16 protein-coding genes are annotated in these 18,002 nt (G+C 65.5%); 7 read left to right on the forward strand and 9 right to left on the reverse strand.

The features are described 5' to 3' along the window. Positions 1-188 precede the first annotated feature (188 nt). From AC0L30_RS30885 to AC0L30_RS30905, 5 genes are all read right to left on the reverse strand, one after another. The gene (locus tag AC0L30_RS30885) at positions 189-1,385 is read right to left on the reverse strand and encodes a tyrosine-type recombinase/integrase (RefSeq protein WP_473405924.1); all 1,197 of its coding nucleotides are present in this window, start codon (positions 1,383-1,385) and stop codon (positions 189-191) included. A 334-nt stretch (positions 1,386-1,719) separates the two neighbouring features. After that, on the reverse strand, positions 1,720-1,968 hold the full coding sequence (locus AC0L30_RS30890; protein ID WP_473405925.1) for a hypothetical protein: 249 nt from the start codon (positions 1,966-1,968) through the stop codon (positions 1,720-1,722). A 60-nt stretch (positions 1,969-2,028) separates the two neighbouring features. Next, positions 2,029-2,964, reverse strand: coding sequence for a GIY-YIG nuclease family protein (locus AC0L30_RS30895; protein WP_473405926.1), 936 nt, complete (start codon positions 2,962-2,964; stop codon positions 2,029-2,031). Between the two features lie 62 nt (positions 2,965-3,026). Next, entirely contained in the window at positions 3,027-5,027 is a 2,001-nt protein-coding gene (locus tag AC0L30_RS30900; protein ID WP_473405927.1) for an AAA family ATPase, read from the reverse strand. A gap of 1,030 nt (positions 5,028-6,057) precedes the next feature. Further along, positions 6,058-6,660 carry a hypothetical protein gene (locus AC0L30_RS30905; RefSeq protein WP_473405928.1) on the reverse strand — a complete coding sequence of 201 codons (603 nt, stop codon included), beginning with the start codon at positions 6,658-6,660 and terminating at the stop codon, positions 6,058-6,060. A 315-nt stretch (positions 6,661-6,975) separates the two neighbouring features. Between AC0L30_RS30905 and AC0L30_RS30910 the strand changes: the two genes are divergently transcribed. The 3 genes from AC0L30_RS30910 to AC0L30_RS30920 all read left to right on the forward strand — a co-directional run bounded on the left by AC0L30_RS30910 (position 6,976) and on the right by AC0L30_RS30920 (position 10,642). Then, positions 6,976-7,212 (forward strand): hypothetical protein, encoded by a 237-nt coding sequence (locus AC0L30_RS30910; RefSeq protein WP_456652990.1) that lies wholly within the window; start codon positions 6,976-6,978, stop codon positions 7,210-7,212. Positions 7,213-7,448: 236 nt separating this feature from the next. Continuing rightward, positions 7,449-8,822, forward strand: coding sequence for an esterase/lipase family protein (locus tag AC0L30_RS30915; protein ID WP_473405929.1), 1,374 nt, complete (start codon positions 7,449-7,451; stop codon positions 8,820-8,822). 56 nt (positions 8,823-8,878) lie between these two features. After that, on the forward strand, positions 8,879-10,642 hold the full coding sequence (locus AC0L30_RS30920) for a CHAT domain-containing protein (RefSeq protein ID WP_473405930.1): 1,764 nt from the start codon (positions 8,879-8,881) through the stop codon (positions 10,640-10,642). On the opposite strand, the gene AC0L30_RS30925 is transcribed toward AC0L30_RS30920, so the two are convergent. Genes AC0L30_RS30925 through AC0L30_RS30935 form a run of 3 tightly spaced genes read right to left on the reverse strand, consistent with a single transcriptional unit; the run spans position 10,639 to position 14,672 of the window. Further along, positions 10,639-13,260, reverse strand: coding sequence for a S8 family peptidase (locus AC0L30_RS30925; RefSeq protein ID WP_473405931.1), 2,622 nt, complete (start codon positions 13,258-13,260; stop codon positions 10,639-10,641). The genes AC0L30_RS30920 and AC0L30_RS30925 overlap by 4 nt on opposite strands. Positions 13,261-13,296: 36 nt before the next feature. Further along, on the reverse strand, positions 13,297-14,274 hold the full coding sequence (locus AC0L30_RS30930; protein ID WP_473405932.1) for an AAA family ATPase: 978 nt from the start codon (positions 14,272-14,274) through the stop codon (positions 13,297-13,299). After that, positions 14,271-14,672 carry a helix-turn-helix domain-containing protein gene (locus tag AC0L30_RS30935; RefSeq protein WP_473405933.1) on the reverse strand — a complete coding sequence of 134 codons (402 nt, stop codon included), beginning with the start codon at positions 14,670-14,672 and terminating at the stop codon, positions 14,271-14,273. The genes AC0L30_RS30930 and AC0L30_RS30935 overlap by 4 nt, the downstream gene beginning before the upstream one ends. A 96-nt stretch (positions 14,673-14,768) precedes the next feature. On the opposite strand from AC0L30_RS30935, the gene AC0L30_RS30940 reads away from it, so the two are divergent. From AC0L30_RS30940 to AC0L30_RS30950, 3 genes are read left to right on the forward strand one after another with little or no spacing between them, the layout of a single operon-like run. Beyond that, positions 14,769-15,113 carry a hypothetical protein gene (locus tag AC0L30_RS30940; protein ID WP_473405934.1) on the forward strand — a complete coding sequence of 115 codons (345 nt, stop codon included), beginning with the start codon at positions 14,769-14,771 and terminating at the stop codon, positions 15,111-15,113. A 9-nt stretch (positions 15,114-15,122) separates the two neighbouring features. Further along, positions 15,123-15,572: a hypothetical protein gene (locus AC0L30_RS30945; protein ID WP_473405935.1), complete on the forward strand. Its 450-nt coding sequence runs from the start codon at positions 15,123-15,125 to the stop codon at positions 15,570-15,572. A 2-nt stretch (positions 15,573-15,574) separates the two neighbouring features. Continuing rightward, a complete protein-coding gene (locus AC0L30_RS30950; RefSeq protein ID WP_473405936.1) occupies positions 15,575-16,315 on the forward strand; it encodes an SOS response-associated peptidase in 741 nt (246 codons plus the stop codon). A gap of 138 nt (positions 16,316-16,453) precedes the next feature. Here the strand turns inward: AC0L30_RS30950 and AC0L30_RS30955 are convergent, their stop codons facing one another. Then, on the reverse strand, positions 16,454-16,681 hold the full coding sequence (locus tag AC0L30_RS30955) for a hypothetical protein (RefSeq protein ID WP_473405937.1): 228 nt from the start codon (positions 16,679-16,681) through the stop codon (positions 16,454-16,456). 341 nt (positions 16,682-17,022) lie between these two features. On the opposite strand from AC0L30_RS30955, the gene ligD reads away from it, so the two are divergent. Next, entirely contained in the window at positions 17,023-17,913 is an 891-nt protein-coding gene (ligD, locus tag AC0L30_RS30960) for a non-homologous end-joining DNA ligase (RefSeq protein ID WP_473405938.1), read from the forward strand. Positions 17,914-18,002 lie beyond the last annotated feature (89 nt).

The raw sequence follows: 18,002 nt of genomic DNA on the forward strand, positions 1-18,002 counted from the left end.
GCAATTTATTTGGGCCGGGCCCTCGGGGGCCCCGGGGGCCCCCCGCCCGGGGGGGGCCCCGGTGCTTATATGGGGTGGGGGCGCGGGCGGGCCGCCACGGGGGGCTAAAAAACGCGCCGCGGGCGCGAGGCCGGCGGCGCGTTTTGGAAGAGGGGACGGCGCCTCAGCAGGCCGGCGGCCATCGCCGTCTAGGCGGCCACCTGCATCTCGCCCATGGCGTCCGCCATGGCCGAATGGGCCAGCTGCTGGACCGCGCGGCGGTCGAAGTGGCCGTAGCGCCGGTACAAGGTCTCGATCGAGACACCGCAGACCGAGGAGATCTCGGGCCCCGTGCAGCGCTTTCGGATCATCCTCGAGATGCAGGTGTGGCGCAGCATGTGGCCGGTGATGCGACCCAGGCCGAACGCCGCCATCACGTCCTTGAAGATGACCTGCTGCTCGCGCTGGCTCAGGGGGCCGCCCCTCAGGGTGCGGAAGACCCAGGGACTGCCCGCGGCCCGCGCCTTCCAGAGGCGCAGTTCGGGGAGGATCTCCTCCGGGATGTCGACCGGCGGCGCCGCCGTGTTGGAGGGCGTCGCCGCGCCGGGGGGCACGCGGTGGAAGGTCGCGCCGTCGAGGTCGAGCCAGCCGCCCTCGCCGTGCTCCTCCCAGGCCAGCATGTGGTAGGCGCCCGGGCGCGAGCCGAACACCATGCCGAGGAGGAGCTCCATGTAGGCCACCTCGAAGTCGCGGCGCTGCTTGTCGGAGAGGCCGCTGTGCGGGTCGAAAGCGGCGGCGGCCAAGCGCTTGACGCGGTCGCGCTGGGCGTCCGTGACGACGGTGGTGCGGCCCTTGGGGCTCGGCGGCGCGTCGAACGGCAAGTAGGTCGCCCCGTGCTCCTTCTTGGTGTACTGGCGGATCGCGGTGCGCAGGAAGCGGACGGCGTTGACGATGGTATCGCGGGAGTAGCCCTCGGCTGCCATCGCGGTGTCGACCTGCCCGATCTTGTCGTCGGTCAGGTGGCGCAGCTGCAGCTTGTTGACGTGTTCCTCGATCGCCTTCAGCGTGGAGACGATCACCTTGGCGCCCAGCAGCCCTTTCTTCACGACCGCCTTCTTGCGCGCCTCGATCACCACGGCCACGGAGACGCGGCGGACGTCGAAGACACCGTCCTCGTCGGCCTCCTGCTGCAGCAGCATGGTCCGGAGCCATTCATTGGCGCCGGCCTCGGTCTTCCGCCCGGTGGTTCCCCAGTAGACGCCATCCTTGTACGCGCGGTAGTTGCCGTCCTTTCGGGGCCGGACCGCCCAGACGGGGGGATCGATGCTCTCGCCTTCGGCGAGCCTGGGCAGCTTGGACGCGAGTTCGACCGCCACGCGGTGCATTTGTCTGTCGACGTAGTTCATGGTAGACATGGCTCCTCGGAGCGGGCGGTCCGGCTTGCTTTCCTAGGGCTAGGTCCGGACCGCACACTCTCTGTCAGAGGCCCCGTCGGGAAACCGATGGGGCCTTCGTCATTTCCGAACGTCGTCCCCGACGGCGCATCCGCCGGGGTCGTCCGGATCGTTTCGCGCCTGCCGCCGGCGGACCGGGCGGAAGCGCGGCTCAAGCGATTGATCATTTCCGTCGGAGAGTCGAGCGTACCCGCCGACCCTCGACGGGCCTGAAAAGGGGGGCAGTGTCCTCCGGGCGGACGCTTGCAATACTTGCGCGCGGTTCGCCAATACTTGGCGGGCCGGCTCAGGTGCGCGCCTTGCGGCGCGCGTTCTCGGTCATCGTCGCGATGGCTTTCTTGGTCACCAGGACCTTCCTGGCCACGACCACAACCTCAAGTAAGCCTGATCTGTAACATGTCCTCAAAGTTGAGGCAGTGACCGGCCCCCCTTCCGGCCACATCAGCGCCGCAGCTTCTGCGAGTGTTAATAATTCATCATCACCCCAAGTTGTAGGATCGGGGCGAGAAGCGACGCGTCTCGGTTTCGGTGCCATTGGTGGTTCCTCCGCTGGAGTTTGCAAGGATTCGAATTGCAGGCGCGGCGCACACCGGCCTCAGGCGTCGAGCCAGACCGCCTTGGCGGGTTCGAGCGGCAGCCAGCGGCCCGGCGTGTGGGCGCCGCAGCAGGTCTTGGCCGCGATCGACGGCGTCGGAAACGCCACCGCGACGACCAGGCGGAGCCGGTCGGTGACGCCGGGGATCGCGGTCAGGACGCCGGCGCCGAGCAACTGGTCGTGGCGCCGCTTCGTCAGCCTGTCGACGCTCTCGTTCGGCTCTCTCCTCACCTCGCTGCCGGCCGCCACGACGAACCGGTCGCCGAGGGCGTAGCCGCGCGCCCAGAGCCCGAGATATCTGAGCCCGAACTCGGCCGCGCCGAGCGGCACGGTCGACACGTCGATGGTCAGCGGACCGCCGTCGCGCTCGTCGCCGGCCGCCTCGGCCAACGGGGCCGCAGGCGGCGGCGAGCCCGCCTCGGCGGCCGCCGGGGGCGGCACGTGGAAGACGGGGCAGCCGGCATCGTGGAGCAGTCGCAGCGCGTCGTCGAAGATGCGGTCGTGCGTCGATCGGTCCGCCGGCGACAGCGCCGGCTCGACCGGGTTGACGCCCTTGGCCAGCGCGACCGCGCCCGTCGCGATCGCCAGGTTCGTCAGCCGGTACTGGAAGTCGACCGCGACCGACTTGTCGAACGCGCCCGCCTCGCCGCTCACGACGAACGCCTCGCGCGCGAATCCTTTGGCCGGATCGGCGGCGTGGTCGGCCAGACGTCGGGCGGGGCGGCTGGATTCGCCGATGTAGGCCGTCGCGCCGTCGGTCAGCACGTACGCGCCGGCGCCTGCGAGCAGGCCGGTCGCCGCGACGGCGGGCAGGTCCGAGAGCGGGAAGGCGTGGACCACCGCGCGGCACGCGCGATCGTAGACCACGCGGTAGCCGGTCAGTCCGCCGAGCGGACGGTGGATGATCGAGGACGTCGGCGTCGAAGGATTCGTCATGCTGTCTCCGTGAGGTTCGCGATGGATCGTCGTGCCGGAAGAGGACGTCACCGGCGGCGGCGTCAGTGGCCACCGCGGCCGTCGGCCGGGCGGTTGGCGTCGAAGATGGCCCGAACCTCCTCGCCCGAGAGATGGCGCCGCGCGACCAGCGCCTCCGCGATGGCGTCGAGGGCGGCGCGGTGACGGGCGACGATGTCGACGGCGCCGGCGTGCAGTCGGGTGAGATCCGCCTCGACCGCCGCGCGCAGCACGGGGTCCATGCGCAGCAGCGCCGTCGCGTTCGCGGGATCGGCCAGATAGGCGAGGCCGTCGCCGAGGCCCATGCTGGCCCTGAGGCCGCAGACGGCCCGCGTCGCGATGGCCAGATCGCTCGAGACGTTTCCGCCCGCGTTCCCCGAGCAGTCCCCGCCATAGACGACGACCTCCGCCGCGCGGCCGCCGAGGTTGACGGTGGCGCGCCCCTCGATGACGGCGCGGGTCTCGATGCCCTCCCGGCGGCGCATCAGCGTGCGGCCCCAGGCGCCCGTGGTGCCGATCGCCTCGACGAGGACGAGCTCGTCGATGCCAAGCACCAGGCAGACGACGGCGTGCCCGCTTTCGTGGACCGCGATGCGCCGCAGCGTCGCAGCGTCGACGTCAGCCTTCGGCGCGAGCGCTTCGATCAGGTCGTCACAGGCCAGCGCGCGCCGCTCCGCACGCGCGGCGCGCCGGGCCGCCTTCACGACCGCCGAGAGCTCCGCCGGCGTGCGGCCGAGACCGAGCGTGCCCATGACGGCGAGGTCGGTGCCGGCGAGGTCGCCGTCGAGATGGTGCCGCAGGATCGAGGCGATGCCCTCGGGACCGGGCGGCCTGAAATGGATGATTCGGTCCAGCCTGCCGGGCCGGAGAAGCGCCGGGTCGAGCCGGTCGACGTGGTTGGTCGCCGCCCAGACGAACCGCATTTCCCGGTTGTTGCCGTTCGTCGCCGAATCCAACAAAAGTAGGAACTCAGCGATAACGGGGGTCCACCATGTAAGATGGCGTCCTTCCAGATTTGCACGCGAAGGTAGCGCATCTAGTTCATCTAGGAAGAGCGCGGCCTTTGCCGCCTCGGCCCGTTGGAACAAATCGCGAACACCCTTTACGACAGAGTCTAAATATCCCGCTGTAGTTGCAAAAATTTCCGACAACGACCCTACGACGAGCGGAACACCGAGATGCTCCGCAAGGATTCGAGCATAAAAGGTCTTGCCCAGGCCCGGGTCGCCCGCGAACACGCAGTTAGCGTGGCCAGCGATGTCACTCCACTTAAGGTTGCGTGCCCGGTATTCGGCCAGATCGTTGCCTAACGCTAATCCGAAATCGCGGGCCTCTCCGAACTCCACGGCGTCGGAGAGCTTCGGCAACCTGTCCTGCCGCGGGGCGTTCCGGCGGTTCGCCGCGCGCTTCAACCTGTTGACGATCTCGGCCGCGCTCGAGTCCGCGCGGAAGTTCACGACGATGTCGCCGAAGTCGAGCGCACCCAGTCCGTCGACCGCGGGCGGCCGCGCCGGCGCGCCGACGAAGCGCGTGATCGCATCGTTCACGACGCCGTCGTCGATGGCGATGTCGATCGAGACGTCGGAGCCGGCGACGAGGGAGCCGGGCAGCAGCGCCGGCGAAGTCGCGATGCCGATGACGGGCCTGCCTTCCGCGAGCGCATCGGCGACGCCCTCGTTGCCGAAGTCCGCCTTGTGTCGCGTGCGGTCGCTGCCGTCGCGCCCGATGACGAGCGCACGGCCGGCGAGCCGCTTCAAGCACCGCTCGATCTGCTGCACCCAGGCCGGGGTCGGGACCTGGACTGCGACGACGAGTGTCTCCCCGCCGTTCAGCCGGGCCGTCAGGTCGTCGTCGATGGCCGCGCGCACCGCCGCCTCGGCCAAGCATCGGCCGGGAGCCGGACGCTCAAAGCGCGATTGGATTTCCTGCTCCACCTCCTCTTGCTCCTCCGGAGCCGACTGGTCGAAATCGAGGTCGGGTTCGGCGGCGAAGAGGCTCTTGCGGCCGGTCCCTTTCGCATTCTTCGATTTCGTTGCCTTGCTCATCGGGGCTCCTGACGTTGGTCCGCGGCCGAAACCGGCGGCGAAACGGGGGGTGACGATTCGGCGCGCGATCGCCGGCGGTTGATCGCTGCTGGGCGTGCGGGGGTGCGCGCAACGGCCACCGACGCCGAGGGCCGCGGCCGCAGCGAGGCGATCAGCGCGTGCCGGCCGCCGGCCAGCGCCACGACGAAAATTCGGCGAATCGGAACTCCAAGGATTCGAATTTCAAGGATTCAAAATTCAAAGGATTCGATTTCCAAGGATTCGTTTTTTCTAGGATTCGTTTTTCTAGGATTCGTTTTCCGGGCGGTTTTTCAAGGATTCGATTTTTCTAGGATTCGTTCGTCGGGACCCGCCGGCGGTAGCCGGAGGCTCGGCCCGGCGCCGACGGCGGCGGCGACCGCGGTGCGCACCGGTGGCGTGCCGAATCCGCGCTCGCGCCCGGCTCCATGCTTCCGCGGCCGGCCGGCCCGGGCTAGGACGTCCGTCGATGCCGAGGGCGGCGGCCGAGGTGGCGACGAAGCGGTCGAGCCCGCTGTCGTAGACCTCGCAGGCGGCCGCGGGGCATGTTTAGCGGACAGGCCGCGCCAGGGTCTCGAAGCCGGTGCGGTAGCGCGCGCCGGCGCGTCCGCACGTCGAGCAGGTGCAGGCCGAACGGGCCGTCGCGCGCGCCACGATCTCCGCGGCTACGGCCGCGACCCCGCCGTGCGGCGATGCGGCCTCGCAGACCGAAGTTTAGCGCCGTCCGGTCGTTCTCCAGTCGTAGGGCCGCACGCGACCGGCCTCCGCCGGCGCGGGCGCTGCCAGTCGCGAGCACAAGGACTCGACCAGTTCGCGCCAGCCGACCGGCAGGGTGCCGATGCCCCTGGCGAACGGCAATCTGCGTTCGAAGAGAGAAGTATGCTTGGCGTCGCGCCAATCCGTCGTGCCGTGATCCGTCGCGTGAATTCCTCAGGTTGCGGAGATGGATCTCCGATCGCCGATCGGACCAATCGCCGCTATGCCGCCATGGGATTCCGAGGTTTCGGCGGAGCTACGTTCCGTAGCGCAGGCCGCCCAGCCCGAGGCCCCCGCCGCGAACGATGGCGCGACCGTCGAGACCCCTGCGCAGGTCGATGGAGAGGCTGCCCTCGCAGGCCAGCGCGTAGACCACTTGGGCCGGATCGCGTCGGGTGGCGGCGAGAGCCTGGAGCGAGCGCAGCGGAACGGGGCCTTCGCGGTCGAGGGCGTCGAGGACATGTGCCCGGTCGTCCGCGGTCACGGTCATGCCCGCGTGGAACCACACCTCACGGGCCGCCGACAGGCGCGGTTCGCGGCCGAGATCGGCCGCGGTGACGGCGATGATGCCGGAGCAGCGCTGCTCGAAGCCGATCTGGAGCAGGCCTTCCGCGCGCGGATCCTCGGGCGGGCGCGCATCGACGAAGTCGATCGCGAAGCGACCGTCGTCCCTGTCGAGCACGATGGCGTCGGTCCTGATCACGTGGTCGTCGAGCACCACCATCGAATGATATTCGATGGCTCTGACGCCGACGTCCAAGGTCGACTGGATCATGAGATCCCGCCGGAGCGGCTTGACGCAGGGAATCGCCCGCGACGTCTTGAAGCTGGCGAAGAGTGCGGCGGCGGGTTTCTTCATTGGTCCTCGCTTCCATGTTTGGACGCGCGAATGCCCCCTCGCGGAAGGCGAGGGAGTCCGCGCGTGAGTGGCGCGGGTTGACGGCGTCGTGGCCGAGCTGGTCGTAGGCGGGATGGCGGTCGTTAGATCACAAAGCGGTGGAAAAGTCAACAAAAAAGATATCGAACAGATATCTAATAGATATCTTCGAGAGGATCAAGATGAAGCTCGACTCTCGAAACCCGCAGGCAGGCGGAAGATTAAGGTAAACGTCCGCGACCGGCCGGGCGGCGCGTGATAGCATTGCGACGAATCGGACAGGGCAGGCGATCGGAGATGGCGAAGGCGGCAAAGAAGGCCAAGGAGGCGAAGGCTCCGAGAAAAGACGGCCGCCGCGCCGCGCTGTACTACATGAAGCCCGAATACATCGCCGCAGTGGGAAGTGCCGCGGCCGCTAACGATCAAAAGGCCTGGCAATTCGTCGAGCAGGCGGTGATCAAGGCGCTCAAGGATCAGGACGCCTGGCATTTCGTGGAGCGGGCGATCAAGGCCCAGAAGTCGAAGAAGGCCTGACCGGCCGCCGCACGCGCCGACCTGTGTGGCATCGGCGAGGTCTTCACGGAGACTTGAGGCGCTTGCAAGCAGGTAGATCGACGAGAACGACCGGGGCGGCCACCCGCTGCGACACAGACCGCGCCGGCTCGCGGAAGTTGGTGTCGCCAATTTCTGAAAGCTGAGGTATTGGTCCGGCCGGGCGGTTCGGTGGCGTGTACGACGTCACGCCACCGCCGACGAAGCCTGGAGGATGCATGCCTTGGAAATACCCCGACGTCGTGGTGGTCGTGCCGGGCCTGATCGGCTCCGTCCTGTCGAAGGACGGCAAGCCGCTGTGGGGCACGTCTCCCGGCGCGCTATATCGCATCCTCCGCGGAGACGCGATGCGCCAGCTTGCGCTGACCGGGACCGATGACGAGACCGACGACGTCGAAGACGGCATCGTCGCGACCGCCCTTGTCGACAACGTCGAGATCCTCCCCGGCCTCTGGAAGCAGGGCGGATATTCTCGGCTCCAGTCAGGCCTCGTCGATGGCGTCGGTCTGATTCCCGGCGAGAACTACTTCGTGTTCCCCTACGACTGGCGACGCAGCAACCGCGTGTCGGCACGCAGGCTCGCGGCGTTCGTGCCTGCACGACTGAAGGCATGGCGCGAGAGTAGCGGAAACTCGGAGGCCAAGGTCGTCTTCGTCGTCCACTCCATGGGCGGCCTCGTCGCCCGTCACTATGTCGAATGCATGGAAGGCTGGAAGCTCGCCCGAACCATCCTGAGCTTCGGGACGCCATACAAGGGATCAGGCAACGCGCTCGGATTCCTGTGCAACGGTTTCACCTGGAAGATCGGTCCGGTGGAGGCGTTCGACGGCACGGAAGCGCTGCGATCGTTCGATTCGGTGTACCAGTTGCTGCCGACGTACAAGTTCGTGAAGGAGCCGGGCCAGGATCTGAAGCGCGTCTTCGAGCTCGATCTGCCCAACCTCGACCGGACACGGGCTACGGCCGCTCATGCGTTCCACGACGAGATCCGCGTGGCGCAGGAGGCCAACAGCCGATCTGACGAATACGGCCGCGTCGGCCCGCGCGTCCGCCCTGTGATCGGAACCGAGCAGCCGACGGTGCAATCCGCGGCTTGGGACGGTAGAACGCTCACGATGCTGATGCGACACGACGACAGGGACCAATCCGGCGACGGCACGGTGCCTCGGGTTTCGGCGCTCCCTCTGGAATTGGACTTCCCGGTCGCTACATACGTGCCGAACACGCACTCCGCCCTGCAGAGCGACGAGGCATCGTTCGGACACATGCGTGGCGTGCTCACCGAGAGCGGCGTGGATCCCAGAACGTTCCGGGCGGGAGAAGCCGAGACCTTTTCGCTTTACGTGGAGGATGCCTACCGGGCGGGTCGGCCCGTCCGCATCGAGGCGACCGCGAGCGACCATCTCCAGGCGATCGAGGGGCACGTGGATCGGGTGGACGAACCCGGCCCGTCAACATGGATTACGCTGCGGCCATCGGCCGATGGCCGTTATCGCTGCGAGGTGCCTCTTGATCCCGGCGTCTACCGCGTGAAGCTTTCGGCCGAGCGCTTCCACACGGTCGACGACGTGTTCCTGGTATCAGACGATTGATTCGAAGGCATTACGGAATGGCGCGATCCAACTGGCGATTCACGATGAGGAGGGACATGGGCGCCGCGCCGCTTTCCCCCTCGTCGAGAACGAACTACGACGATGCCGACCGCGACTGGGCCCTCGCGGTGGGCAAACTCGCGCGTCTGCGACCCTACGTCTTCGAGATCCATGCGGAGTCGGCTTTGGGGATGATCGCGCTGTCGGGCAGCGTCGTTTCAGAAGACATCAAGGACGTGATCGAGGAGGTATTCCGCGACTACGATCCGGATGCGCGATTGACGAACGACATCGAAGTCACCGCGCCTTTCCGCTCGGCCGAGCACGACGACGACTTCGGGACCGCGGAAGCTCGCCCTAAACAGACCGTCGTGGTGGACAGATATCCACGCTTCGAGTCCGGACAACAACCGTCTCTCGGCGAGCGTTTCCGCTTTCAAGTAGACCTCGCTCAGGACGCAAACGATCAGCCGCCTTTCCGCATGGAGCTGCCCTACGACTGGACGACGGTGAGCGTCGACAGCCAGATCGTCTCGGCCCACCTGCGCTTCGCCGAGGGCGCCGATCGGCGGAAGATCGTCATCGAGCGTGACGGACGATCGATCGCGGCGCTGTACGAAGCCGAGGTCGTAGGAGTCACCGACGACGGTCTCGTCGAGATTCAGGCGGTGTTCAACTGTCGGGGACGCTACAGCGGAATCGCGAAAAGCTCGTTCAAGGCTCTCGAAAGGAAGGAGGCTCAGCGCGAGGCGCCGTCCGCTCCCGCCGCCATCGCGATTCATCCTGCAGCGACATCGCCCGATCTGACGATTCAGATATTGAGCGTCGGCGCGACGAAGTCCTGGATCTGGGTGCTCGACGCCCCTAAGGCAAAGAGTCTCGGCAAGCCCGGGCGAAGCGAGGTCGTCGAGCTCGGCGATGCGGAAAGCTTCGCCACCGACCTGCTGAAGGAATGCCCGGATCTGCAGACCGGAAGACATCAGAACAAACTGCGGGGAATCGGCGAGAAGATCTGGGCCGCCACGCCGGAGACCTTCCGCTCGCTCTACGCGGATATGCGGCGAGAGTTCGGCGCGGCCTTTTCGATCCAGATCGTGACGGACGAGCCCCACGTGCCGTGGGAGATGATGCATCCCACCGCGCAATCCGGCATCGCCGATCCGGATCATATGTTCATGACGCATCCCGTCAGCCGATGGTACGCCTCGATCGAGGGGCGCATGTTGTCTTCCCTTGCGCCCGGCTCCATAGCCAGCTTCGTTCCCGTATATGGGTCGGGCTCGAGGCCCGCCTTGCAGGCGGCCATCGAAGAAGGTCAATGGCTGGTTTCAACGCTGGGCGCGGAAGCGAGAGACCCGACCTGGGAAAGCTTCACGACCTTCTGGTCGACGGACATCCCCAAAGAGAGGGTCGCGGTGCTCCATTTCGCAGGCCACGGGGACAACCAACCAGCTAGAATCAGACTGTCGAATGGTTACGTCTCCTGCGACGAGGTAAACGGCAGCGTGAAGCTTGGCGTGCGTGACCATCCTTTCGTGGTGCTCAACGCCTGCGAAACCGGGGGCGGCGCCTTCAGGTTAGGGTTGGTTTCGGGCTGGGCGGCAAGCCTCACGACGAACGAATTCGGTGGCGTGCTTGCTCCGCTTTGGCGAGTCGAGGACGAGTGCGCGTCGCAGGTCGTCAGGAGCTACCTAGGCTCCTTCTGCAAGGGCGTGCCGATCGGAGTGGCCATGTTGCGGGCGCGCACGGCGCAACGCAACGCGTCCGCAACCCCATTCGCGTACGTATGTCACGGGGACGTCAACGCCAGATTGGGCTAGGCGGTCAGAGGCCTCGTCCGCAGCAGCCCGCCTTCGACGAGATTCTCGGCGGGAGCACGGATCGCGACTTCGCGATAGATATCGACCCCTGCCGGAACGGCGATCGAAACGATGAGCGAAAACCGTGCCGGCCTCATCCAGTTCTTGATCTTGACCAGTTCGCCCCACCACCCCCTGATCGGAAGGACGGAAACTCCGGATCGCTCTGCGAGGCGATAGGCCTGGCCGCGCCACTCGTCCTGCACCAGCGTCCCCATGGACCGTTGCGCGAAGAGCCACCCTTCGTTGGAAGCATTGGTCGCCGGGTCTTCGTCCTCGACGAGCGCGTTGACGCGGGCCTGCGCATTCGCGTGGGTTTCGCCATACTGCTTGAAGTCGAACTTCAGCCGGCAGGAATGGTACCGATCGAGCTTGTCCCGCGTTACAGCCTGCGGGTCCGGCTCGACGAAGTACGACAACGTGCAGCGCATGCTAACTTCGGTATTCCCGAGGGCTGCAAGAGCGTCCGTCGGCCAAGGAAGCCTGAAATACTTCATCTCCTTGAGGCTGATGCCCTGAAGCTTTCCGTCCTTCGTCGGCCGGTGGTAGGGCCGCAATTCGTCCTCGACGATCATCGTCATCGCGTTGGCCGCGCTTCCGAACAGCCGGACGGTGTCCGGCACTCCCCAGCCGAAGCGCGTTCTGATCTCGTCCCAGGCGTCCTTGCGCCCCTCGGATTCGAGGCGGTCGAGATGGTCGAGCATGGCCGGAGTCCATCGCGCGGCGTGAACCATCAGGCCGCGGATCGTCTCCATCCGGTACTTGGGGTATCGCGCCGACAGGCGCGCGGCGAGTCCAGCCGCGAGCGCGGTGGCCGTACTGGTCTCGCCTGATACGGCCAACGGCCGTCCCGGTGCGTCGCGCGACGTCGTCAAAACGAAGTGGCGCTTCGAGGCGCGGCAGAAGAAGCCGTCGTCGTCGACAAGGAAGTTGCCTCCTTCCATCATGATGTCGGGCTTGTGCGTCCGCGGCGGGAGCCATCGGGCCGCCGTCCGAGACGAGGGCATCAGGTCCCCCTGCGGCGCGACGACCGTTCCGGAGGAGCCATCATCGGCCTTCAGGCTGACCGCGCCGACAGACAGGGCGTTGACCGCCTGCGCCGGCGATTGAATGCCGAAGCGGACGTTCCTGCTTTCGTAGTCGGCAAGCTGATAGGGCTCTTGCAGGCTGTGCGGAACGTTGCCCACCGCGGCGCAGAACAGCCGCGTTGCCACGCCGTCGTTGTAGGCCAGTTGGTCGAGAACCGCGGAGGTGCTCGAGGGACGGCCGTTCTCGGCCTCGCCCGGCGCGGTCTGAGCCAGGCAGAAGATCCGACGGGCCTTCTTCTTCTCGACGATCGCAACCGCTCTCTGCAGCGCGTACCTGGCGGGAACGTCTCCGTCCGGCCGTGGGGCCGAGACCACCACGGATTCCAACGCCGTCTCGAGCGCGATCGGACCGGGCCGCGTCGCCACCTCTTCGAGATCGCCGAACAGCGCAAGGCCGGCCATCTTGGTCCCGTGCCCGGAATGATCGTCCGTCCCCCACGACTGCTTTACCGTCTTGCACTCCGCCGCCGCAAGACTGCTGCGCAGAAGCACGTTCTCGCGGTTGACGCCGGTGTCGAGGATGACGACCTTCGGCGCGTCGTCAGGAGCTCGCACGATGCGACGGGCCATCTCGGAGGCGGCGAACTTCCTGTCCTCGGGATCCAGATTGAAGAAGCCGGACGAGAACGAGGAAGCGCTCCGCAGTTCGACGACGGCGGCGCTCTGATGAACCAGGCGCTGTAGATCCTGCGGCGTCGCGACGATGCTCTGGACGACCGTTTCGACGAATTCGCTCGGACCGCCGTAGGTGTGGAGACCCAGGCGCCCTGCCGCTTCCATGAAGAACTCCTGCAGAGAGGCCTGAAGCCAGACCTCCCATCGCGTCTCCTTCTTCCCCTTCGGGAACGTCTCGACGTCGTCGGTCCAGAGATCGCGCAGCGAGGTTTCCCTGATGGATGCGCCCGTCTCGAAGAGCCAGTAGTTGTCGGGCTTCTTTTCCTTGCTCTGGCGTTCGTTCGTGGGAGAGTGCGAGCCCCACTTGCCGTAGGCGTCAAGGTTATCCTGCAGCTTCGCCACGGTGCTCTTCGTGACGAAGAACGTCGCCTGATCGGGTCCGCCGTTGGTCTCGCCCGTGGCGGCGGCAGCGGCATCGGCCCTGCGCACGTTCAGGACCTTCAGTCCCCTCGGGGAGGCCGGACGGCCGTCGCCGGTCCGGAGTTCCATGCCAGGCCTGCCGAGCACGGTCAGCGACATGCCGCGTTTCGATGCCGGGATGCCGATGTCTTCCTGCTCGGCCATGAAGTCGTCGATCTTCCCGACCGCGACGTCCAGTTCGCGCAGCAGGAGCTTGGCATGAGCGGCACGATCGGGGACCGGATTGACGTCCTTCTCGGTCTTGTAGCCGCGCGATCCGAACTTGGCCGGAGCCTTGCCGAGTCCGCGCATGTGGAGGTGACGGTAGGCGGGCGAATCCGTGCCGCCCGGTGCGGCGATCGTGTCCGGACGCCGCCTGCGCTGCTGTTGCCTTGGCCTCGCTAGTTTCCGCGCCATCCGCCCACTCGTCCGGGCGGTTCTCGATTCGCCCTGCTATTCGGGATTTATACCAGCGCGGTCCTGCAACGCGCGATACAAAATTTCGGTCGTGACAACCCCTTGGTTGTCCAGAACCGCCTCGCGCGCGGCATCTTCGGCTGCAGCGACGAGATCGGCCTGGCTGAGCTTTGGTGTCAGACCGACGAACTCGGACCAGTCGATCCGATCAAGATCGAAGCTGAGCAGATTGTTGACCAGCACGCTCCGCGCCTCCGCGATCGTCGGTCTTTCGTAGACGAAGGCCGAGTGAAAGCGCCTGAAAATAGCGGCATCCAGAAGCGTGCGATGGTTCGTGGCCGCGATGATGATGCTCTTCGAGCGGTCGTCCTCGAGAAATTTGAGGAAGGAGTTGAGCATGCGCCGCGCCTCGCCGATGTCGTTGTCCATGCTGCGGCTGGCCGCCAGCGCGTCGACCTCGTCGAAGAAGTAGACCGCGCGCACGGAACTCATCGCGTCGAAGATCAGGCGAAGCTTGGCCGCAGTTTCCCCCAGATATTTCGTGATCACGGCATCGAGCATGACCGTGAAGAGCGGCAGGTTCAACTCCGCGGCCAGCGCCGCGGCGGTCATGCCCTTGCCGGTGCCGGGAGGACCCGAGAACAGGAATTTCCGACTCGGCTTCAGGCCCTTCTCTTGGAGCGTCGCGCTTTCGCGGTGTTCCCGCACCAGACGCTCGACCCTGCGTTTGAGATCTGCGTTCAGAACCACGTCGGAAAGCATCACCTCCGGATAGGTCGCGGTGACGAGGCCGGCCAATTCACCGCGTGGCGCCGCTAGCGGAATCGGCGCGCCGCCACGTTCGCCCGCACGGTCCCGAATCCTGGTGACGACGTCGCGGATCTCGGTGGCGACCTTCGTCTTCCCGGACTTGTCCGCGTCGCTGGCGATGTGCTCCGCGATGGAAAGGAATTTCTGACTGTCACCGTCGGCGTGGCTGCGGATCATCGCGATGATCTGCTTCGAGCTGGTCATGACTTCTCTCCAACGGACGGCCCGCGTAGCGCTGACCTCAGAACTTCCTCGACCTTCGGAAGGATATGGTTAACGAATTTTTGCAAAAACCGCAAATCGCTTGCCGAAACGCCCTCGACCAGAAATGTCCGGGGTTCGGCGATGTCACTGCCGGCGCTCTCCATCTCCTCCAGGAACGAGAGCACTTTCTCTCTCAGATCGGCTGAAAAACTACGCGTTTGTAGTGCTCTAGTTAGCGTCGACGGCGCAACTTCGAGCCTTTCGGCCATACGCGAACGGGTTAGTCCGGCCCGCAGCCGCCACTTATGAAGGCGATCCGCCAACGCAACATCCTGGGTTCGTTTTGGTCGCCCTACCATTTTGCATTTTTTGCATAAATCCTTACCGAACTCAACCATCTCGAATCGTCTGGATTTTTGTTCTCTATATGTTCTAATACGGAGATGACCGATCACCCCGCAAGTTGGCTGCCGAGTCGAACCCAGATGGAACGGATGGCTGCTGCGGTCGGCAGGAACGCCCCGCCGGCGCGCGGATGGGCGCCTGGCGACGACCTGCCTGCGGAATACTGGCAAGCCATCCTAGACGACGCTTCTGCCGACCGCGTCCCACCCGGCCCCTCGATCCGGACGCAGCGGCTGGCCGACATCCAGCGGCACCTGCTGCGGGTGGCTTGCCGACGGTGCGGCCGAACGGTCGAGATTCAGAAGGTCGACGCCACCCGCCTATATTGGCAGAACGCGATCTGGGCGGAGGTCGGCCAACGGCTGCTGGAGAACACCTGCCAGGCGAGGACCGGCCGCTACGAAGAGGACGGCTGCTGGCCCGCCTTCGACTAGGCGAGGGCAATGGCGCCGAAGCACCACCCCACACCCCTCTCTGGAGGAGACCGCAAGGCGCTGAGCAAGGAGCTCGGCAAGTCGCGCGCGATGACGACCATCCTTGCGGCGCAGTCCGCCGAGGCCCGAGCCAAAGGCGAGGCTCTGATCCGGACGGCGGACAAGCTGGCGTGCGAAAGCTGGAACGAGCGGATGTGGGCCGACGGGGGTCCGGTCGATCCTTCGCCGACGGTCGACCAAGCTCTGAACGGCGGCTACCCATGGCTTGAGATCGAATGCTCGCGCTGCAAGACCAAGCGGGACGTTGATCTGGCCGCTCTGCGCCACCCGCCCACGATGGCGGTCCACGACCTGGCGAGCAGACTCAGGTGCAGCAAGTGCGCCAAGGCCAATCGCCGCCCGGCGGCCACGCTGCTACAATTGGCGCAGCACCCTCGCCAGGTCGCTCCGGAGACCTGACGATGTGCAATCTCTACTCGATCACCACCAACCAAGCCGCCATCAGCGCGCTGTTCCGCGTCGTCAAGCGGTACGTCGGCAATCTCGCGCCGATGCCCGGCGTGTTTCCAGATTACAAGGCGCCGATCGTTCGGACCGGCATCGATGGCCGTGAGCTCGCAACCGCGCGGTGGGGCATGCCGTCATCTTCCAAAGCGCTGATGGACGCGACGAAGAAGCGGGCCGAGAAACTGCAGGCCAAGGGCAAGCCCGTCGACTTCAAGGAATTGCTCCGGATGGAGCCGGATTCTGGAACCACCAACATCCGCAACGTGAAGAGCAAACACTGGACGCGGTGGCTGGGTCCCGAGAACCGCTGCGTCGTGCCGTTCAACTCGTTCAGCGAGTTCAACAAGGCCGAGGGCGGCGACATCTGGTTCGCGCTCGATGAAAGCCGGCCACTGGCCTGCTTCGCCGGCATCTGGACGAACTGGACATCGGTCAGGAAGGTCAAGGAAGGCGAGACCACCAACGACCTCTACGCATTCCTGACGACGGAGCCGAACGCCGAGGTCGGCGCCATCCACCCGAAGGCGATGCCTGTGATCCTGACGACGCCCGAGGAAGTCGAGACCTGGATGAACGCCCCTCCGGACGAAGCCCTGAACCTGCAGCGGCCGCTTCCGGACGGGGCGCTCCGGATCGTCGCTCGCGGCGTGAAGGAAGACGCGGCGCCGTCAGTGCGTGCCTCAGAACCAAGCTAGGCCTGGACAGACCGATAGTGGGTGCAGAAACCTGACTCGCGATGCTCCGTAGGGTCTAAGCCCAGAGCGCGTCAGCCGCCGGATGTCCGAGGTCGCTGGCAAGCAACGTGCTTCGGAACGCCAGCGGGCCACCCGACCTCAGGACCCCGGTTTGATCTGAGCAACGGTCTTTTCTTCGTCGCGATTGCCCGACTCGTCCAAGGCCTCAACGATCCGGCGGGATGTTTGAACTGCACGTTCGCTGTCCGCAAGAACCCGATAGCTCCGTTCCATTGCTTCAAGATGATAACGGGTAAACGGGTCTGTGGCGGTCTCAAGAATCTTCCGGTATCGCGCAGCCAGCTCAAGGTATTCTTCCGGGGACATCGGAACGACCTCCGGTATTTCCTAGCGCGCAGTCGGTTCTAAGGTTCCAAACCCTGATCTGTCCGGCCTCAGCTGACGCTCCTCAGGAAGAACGCCCTATCACGCGTTCGCCAACCGTTCGGCGGCCGTTCTCGTTGACGTTGAAAATACAACCTGGAATCGCGATTGCGGTTGTATGGGAGAACGCGCGGGAACGCCAGTTCGGCTTCGCGGTTGGAGAGTCGTGAATAAGGTAGGTAGACTGTCCCGCCGCCGGCTCCCAACACCGGCGGCGGGCTTTTTTGTGAGTTGCGTTAGTGGCGAAGCGTACCCGAGCCCCGGCCAAGAAGCCGCGAGCTTCCATGCCGGGCTTTATCAGCCCCCAGCTTGCGACCCTGAAGATGAAAGCGCCTTCAGGGGCTCAATGGATTCACGAAGTCAAATACGACGGCTACCGCGTACAGCTCCACATCGACGGCGACAGCCGGAAGGCCTTCACCAGGAACGGCCATAACTGGATCAACCGGTTCGCGGTCATTGCCGGCGCCTTCGACATCCCTGGTCAGGCTATCGTGGACGGGGAAGTGGTCGTCATCCACGAAGAGCGCACCAACTTCTCCGAACTTCAGGCGGACCTCGGTAGAGGCGACCAGGACCGCCTCGTTTTCTTCGCCTTCGATCTCCTGTGGCTGGACGGCGTAGACCTCCGCAAACATGCGCAGCTTGCCCGCAAGGAGCTGCTGAAGCAGCTGATCGAAGAGAACGGCCTGGAAGCACCGATATTCTACAGCGAGCACCATGAAGGCGACGGTCAGGCGTTGTTCGAGGCGGCGAGCAAGCTCAACTACGAGGGCATCGTCTCCAAGCGAGTGGATGCCCCTTACCGGTCGGACCGGGTTGAGGCCTGGCAGAAGATCAAGACGGTACAGCGCCAGAAATTCCCCGTCGTTGGCTTCGTCAAGGACCCGTCCGGCGTCGCCGCGCTCTACCTCGGCAAGCAGGAAGGAAAAGAGCTGCGGTACATGGGCAAGGTCGGCACGGGCTGGAGCCGGACGAAGTCGGCGGAGATCCGCAAGGCTCTCGATACCGTCGTCAGTCCGAAGCAAAAGCTCACCAAGCCCGTCAAGAAACCGAAGGCAACCTGGGTAGAGCCAAGATTCTATGCCGACATCGAATACCGTGACATCACCTCTGAAGGCCTTCTGCGGGCCAGTTCTTTCAAGGGGCTCAGCAAGGGGACGCGGCGTTCCTGACGGCATTTTCTGCACGAGAGTACCGGCGTGACGAGCGCATACCCAAGCGGTAAAAAAAGCCCAAGCCTCCTGGCTCGCTATGTCGAGCC

It is taken from the genome of Bradyrhizobium sp. MI1.11, from assembly GCF_055811255.1.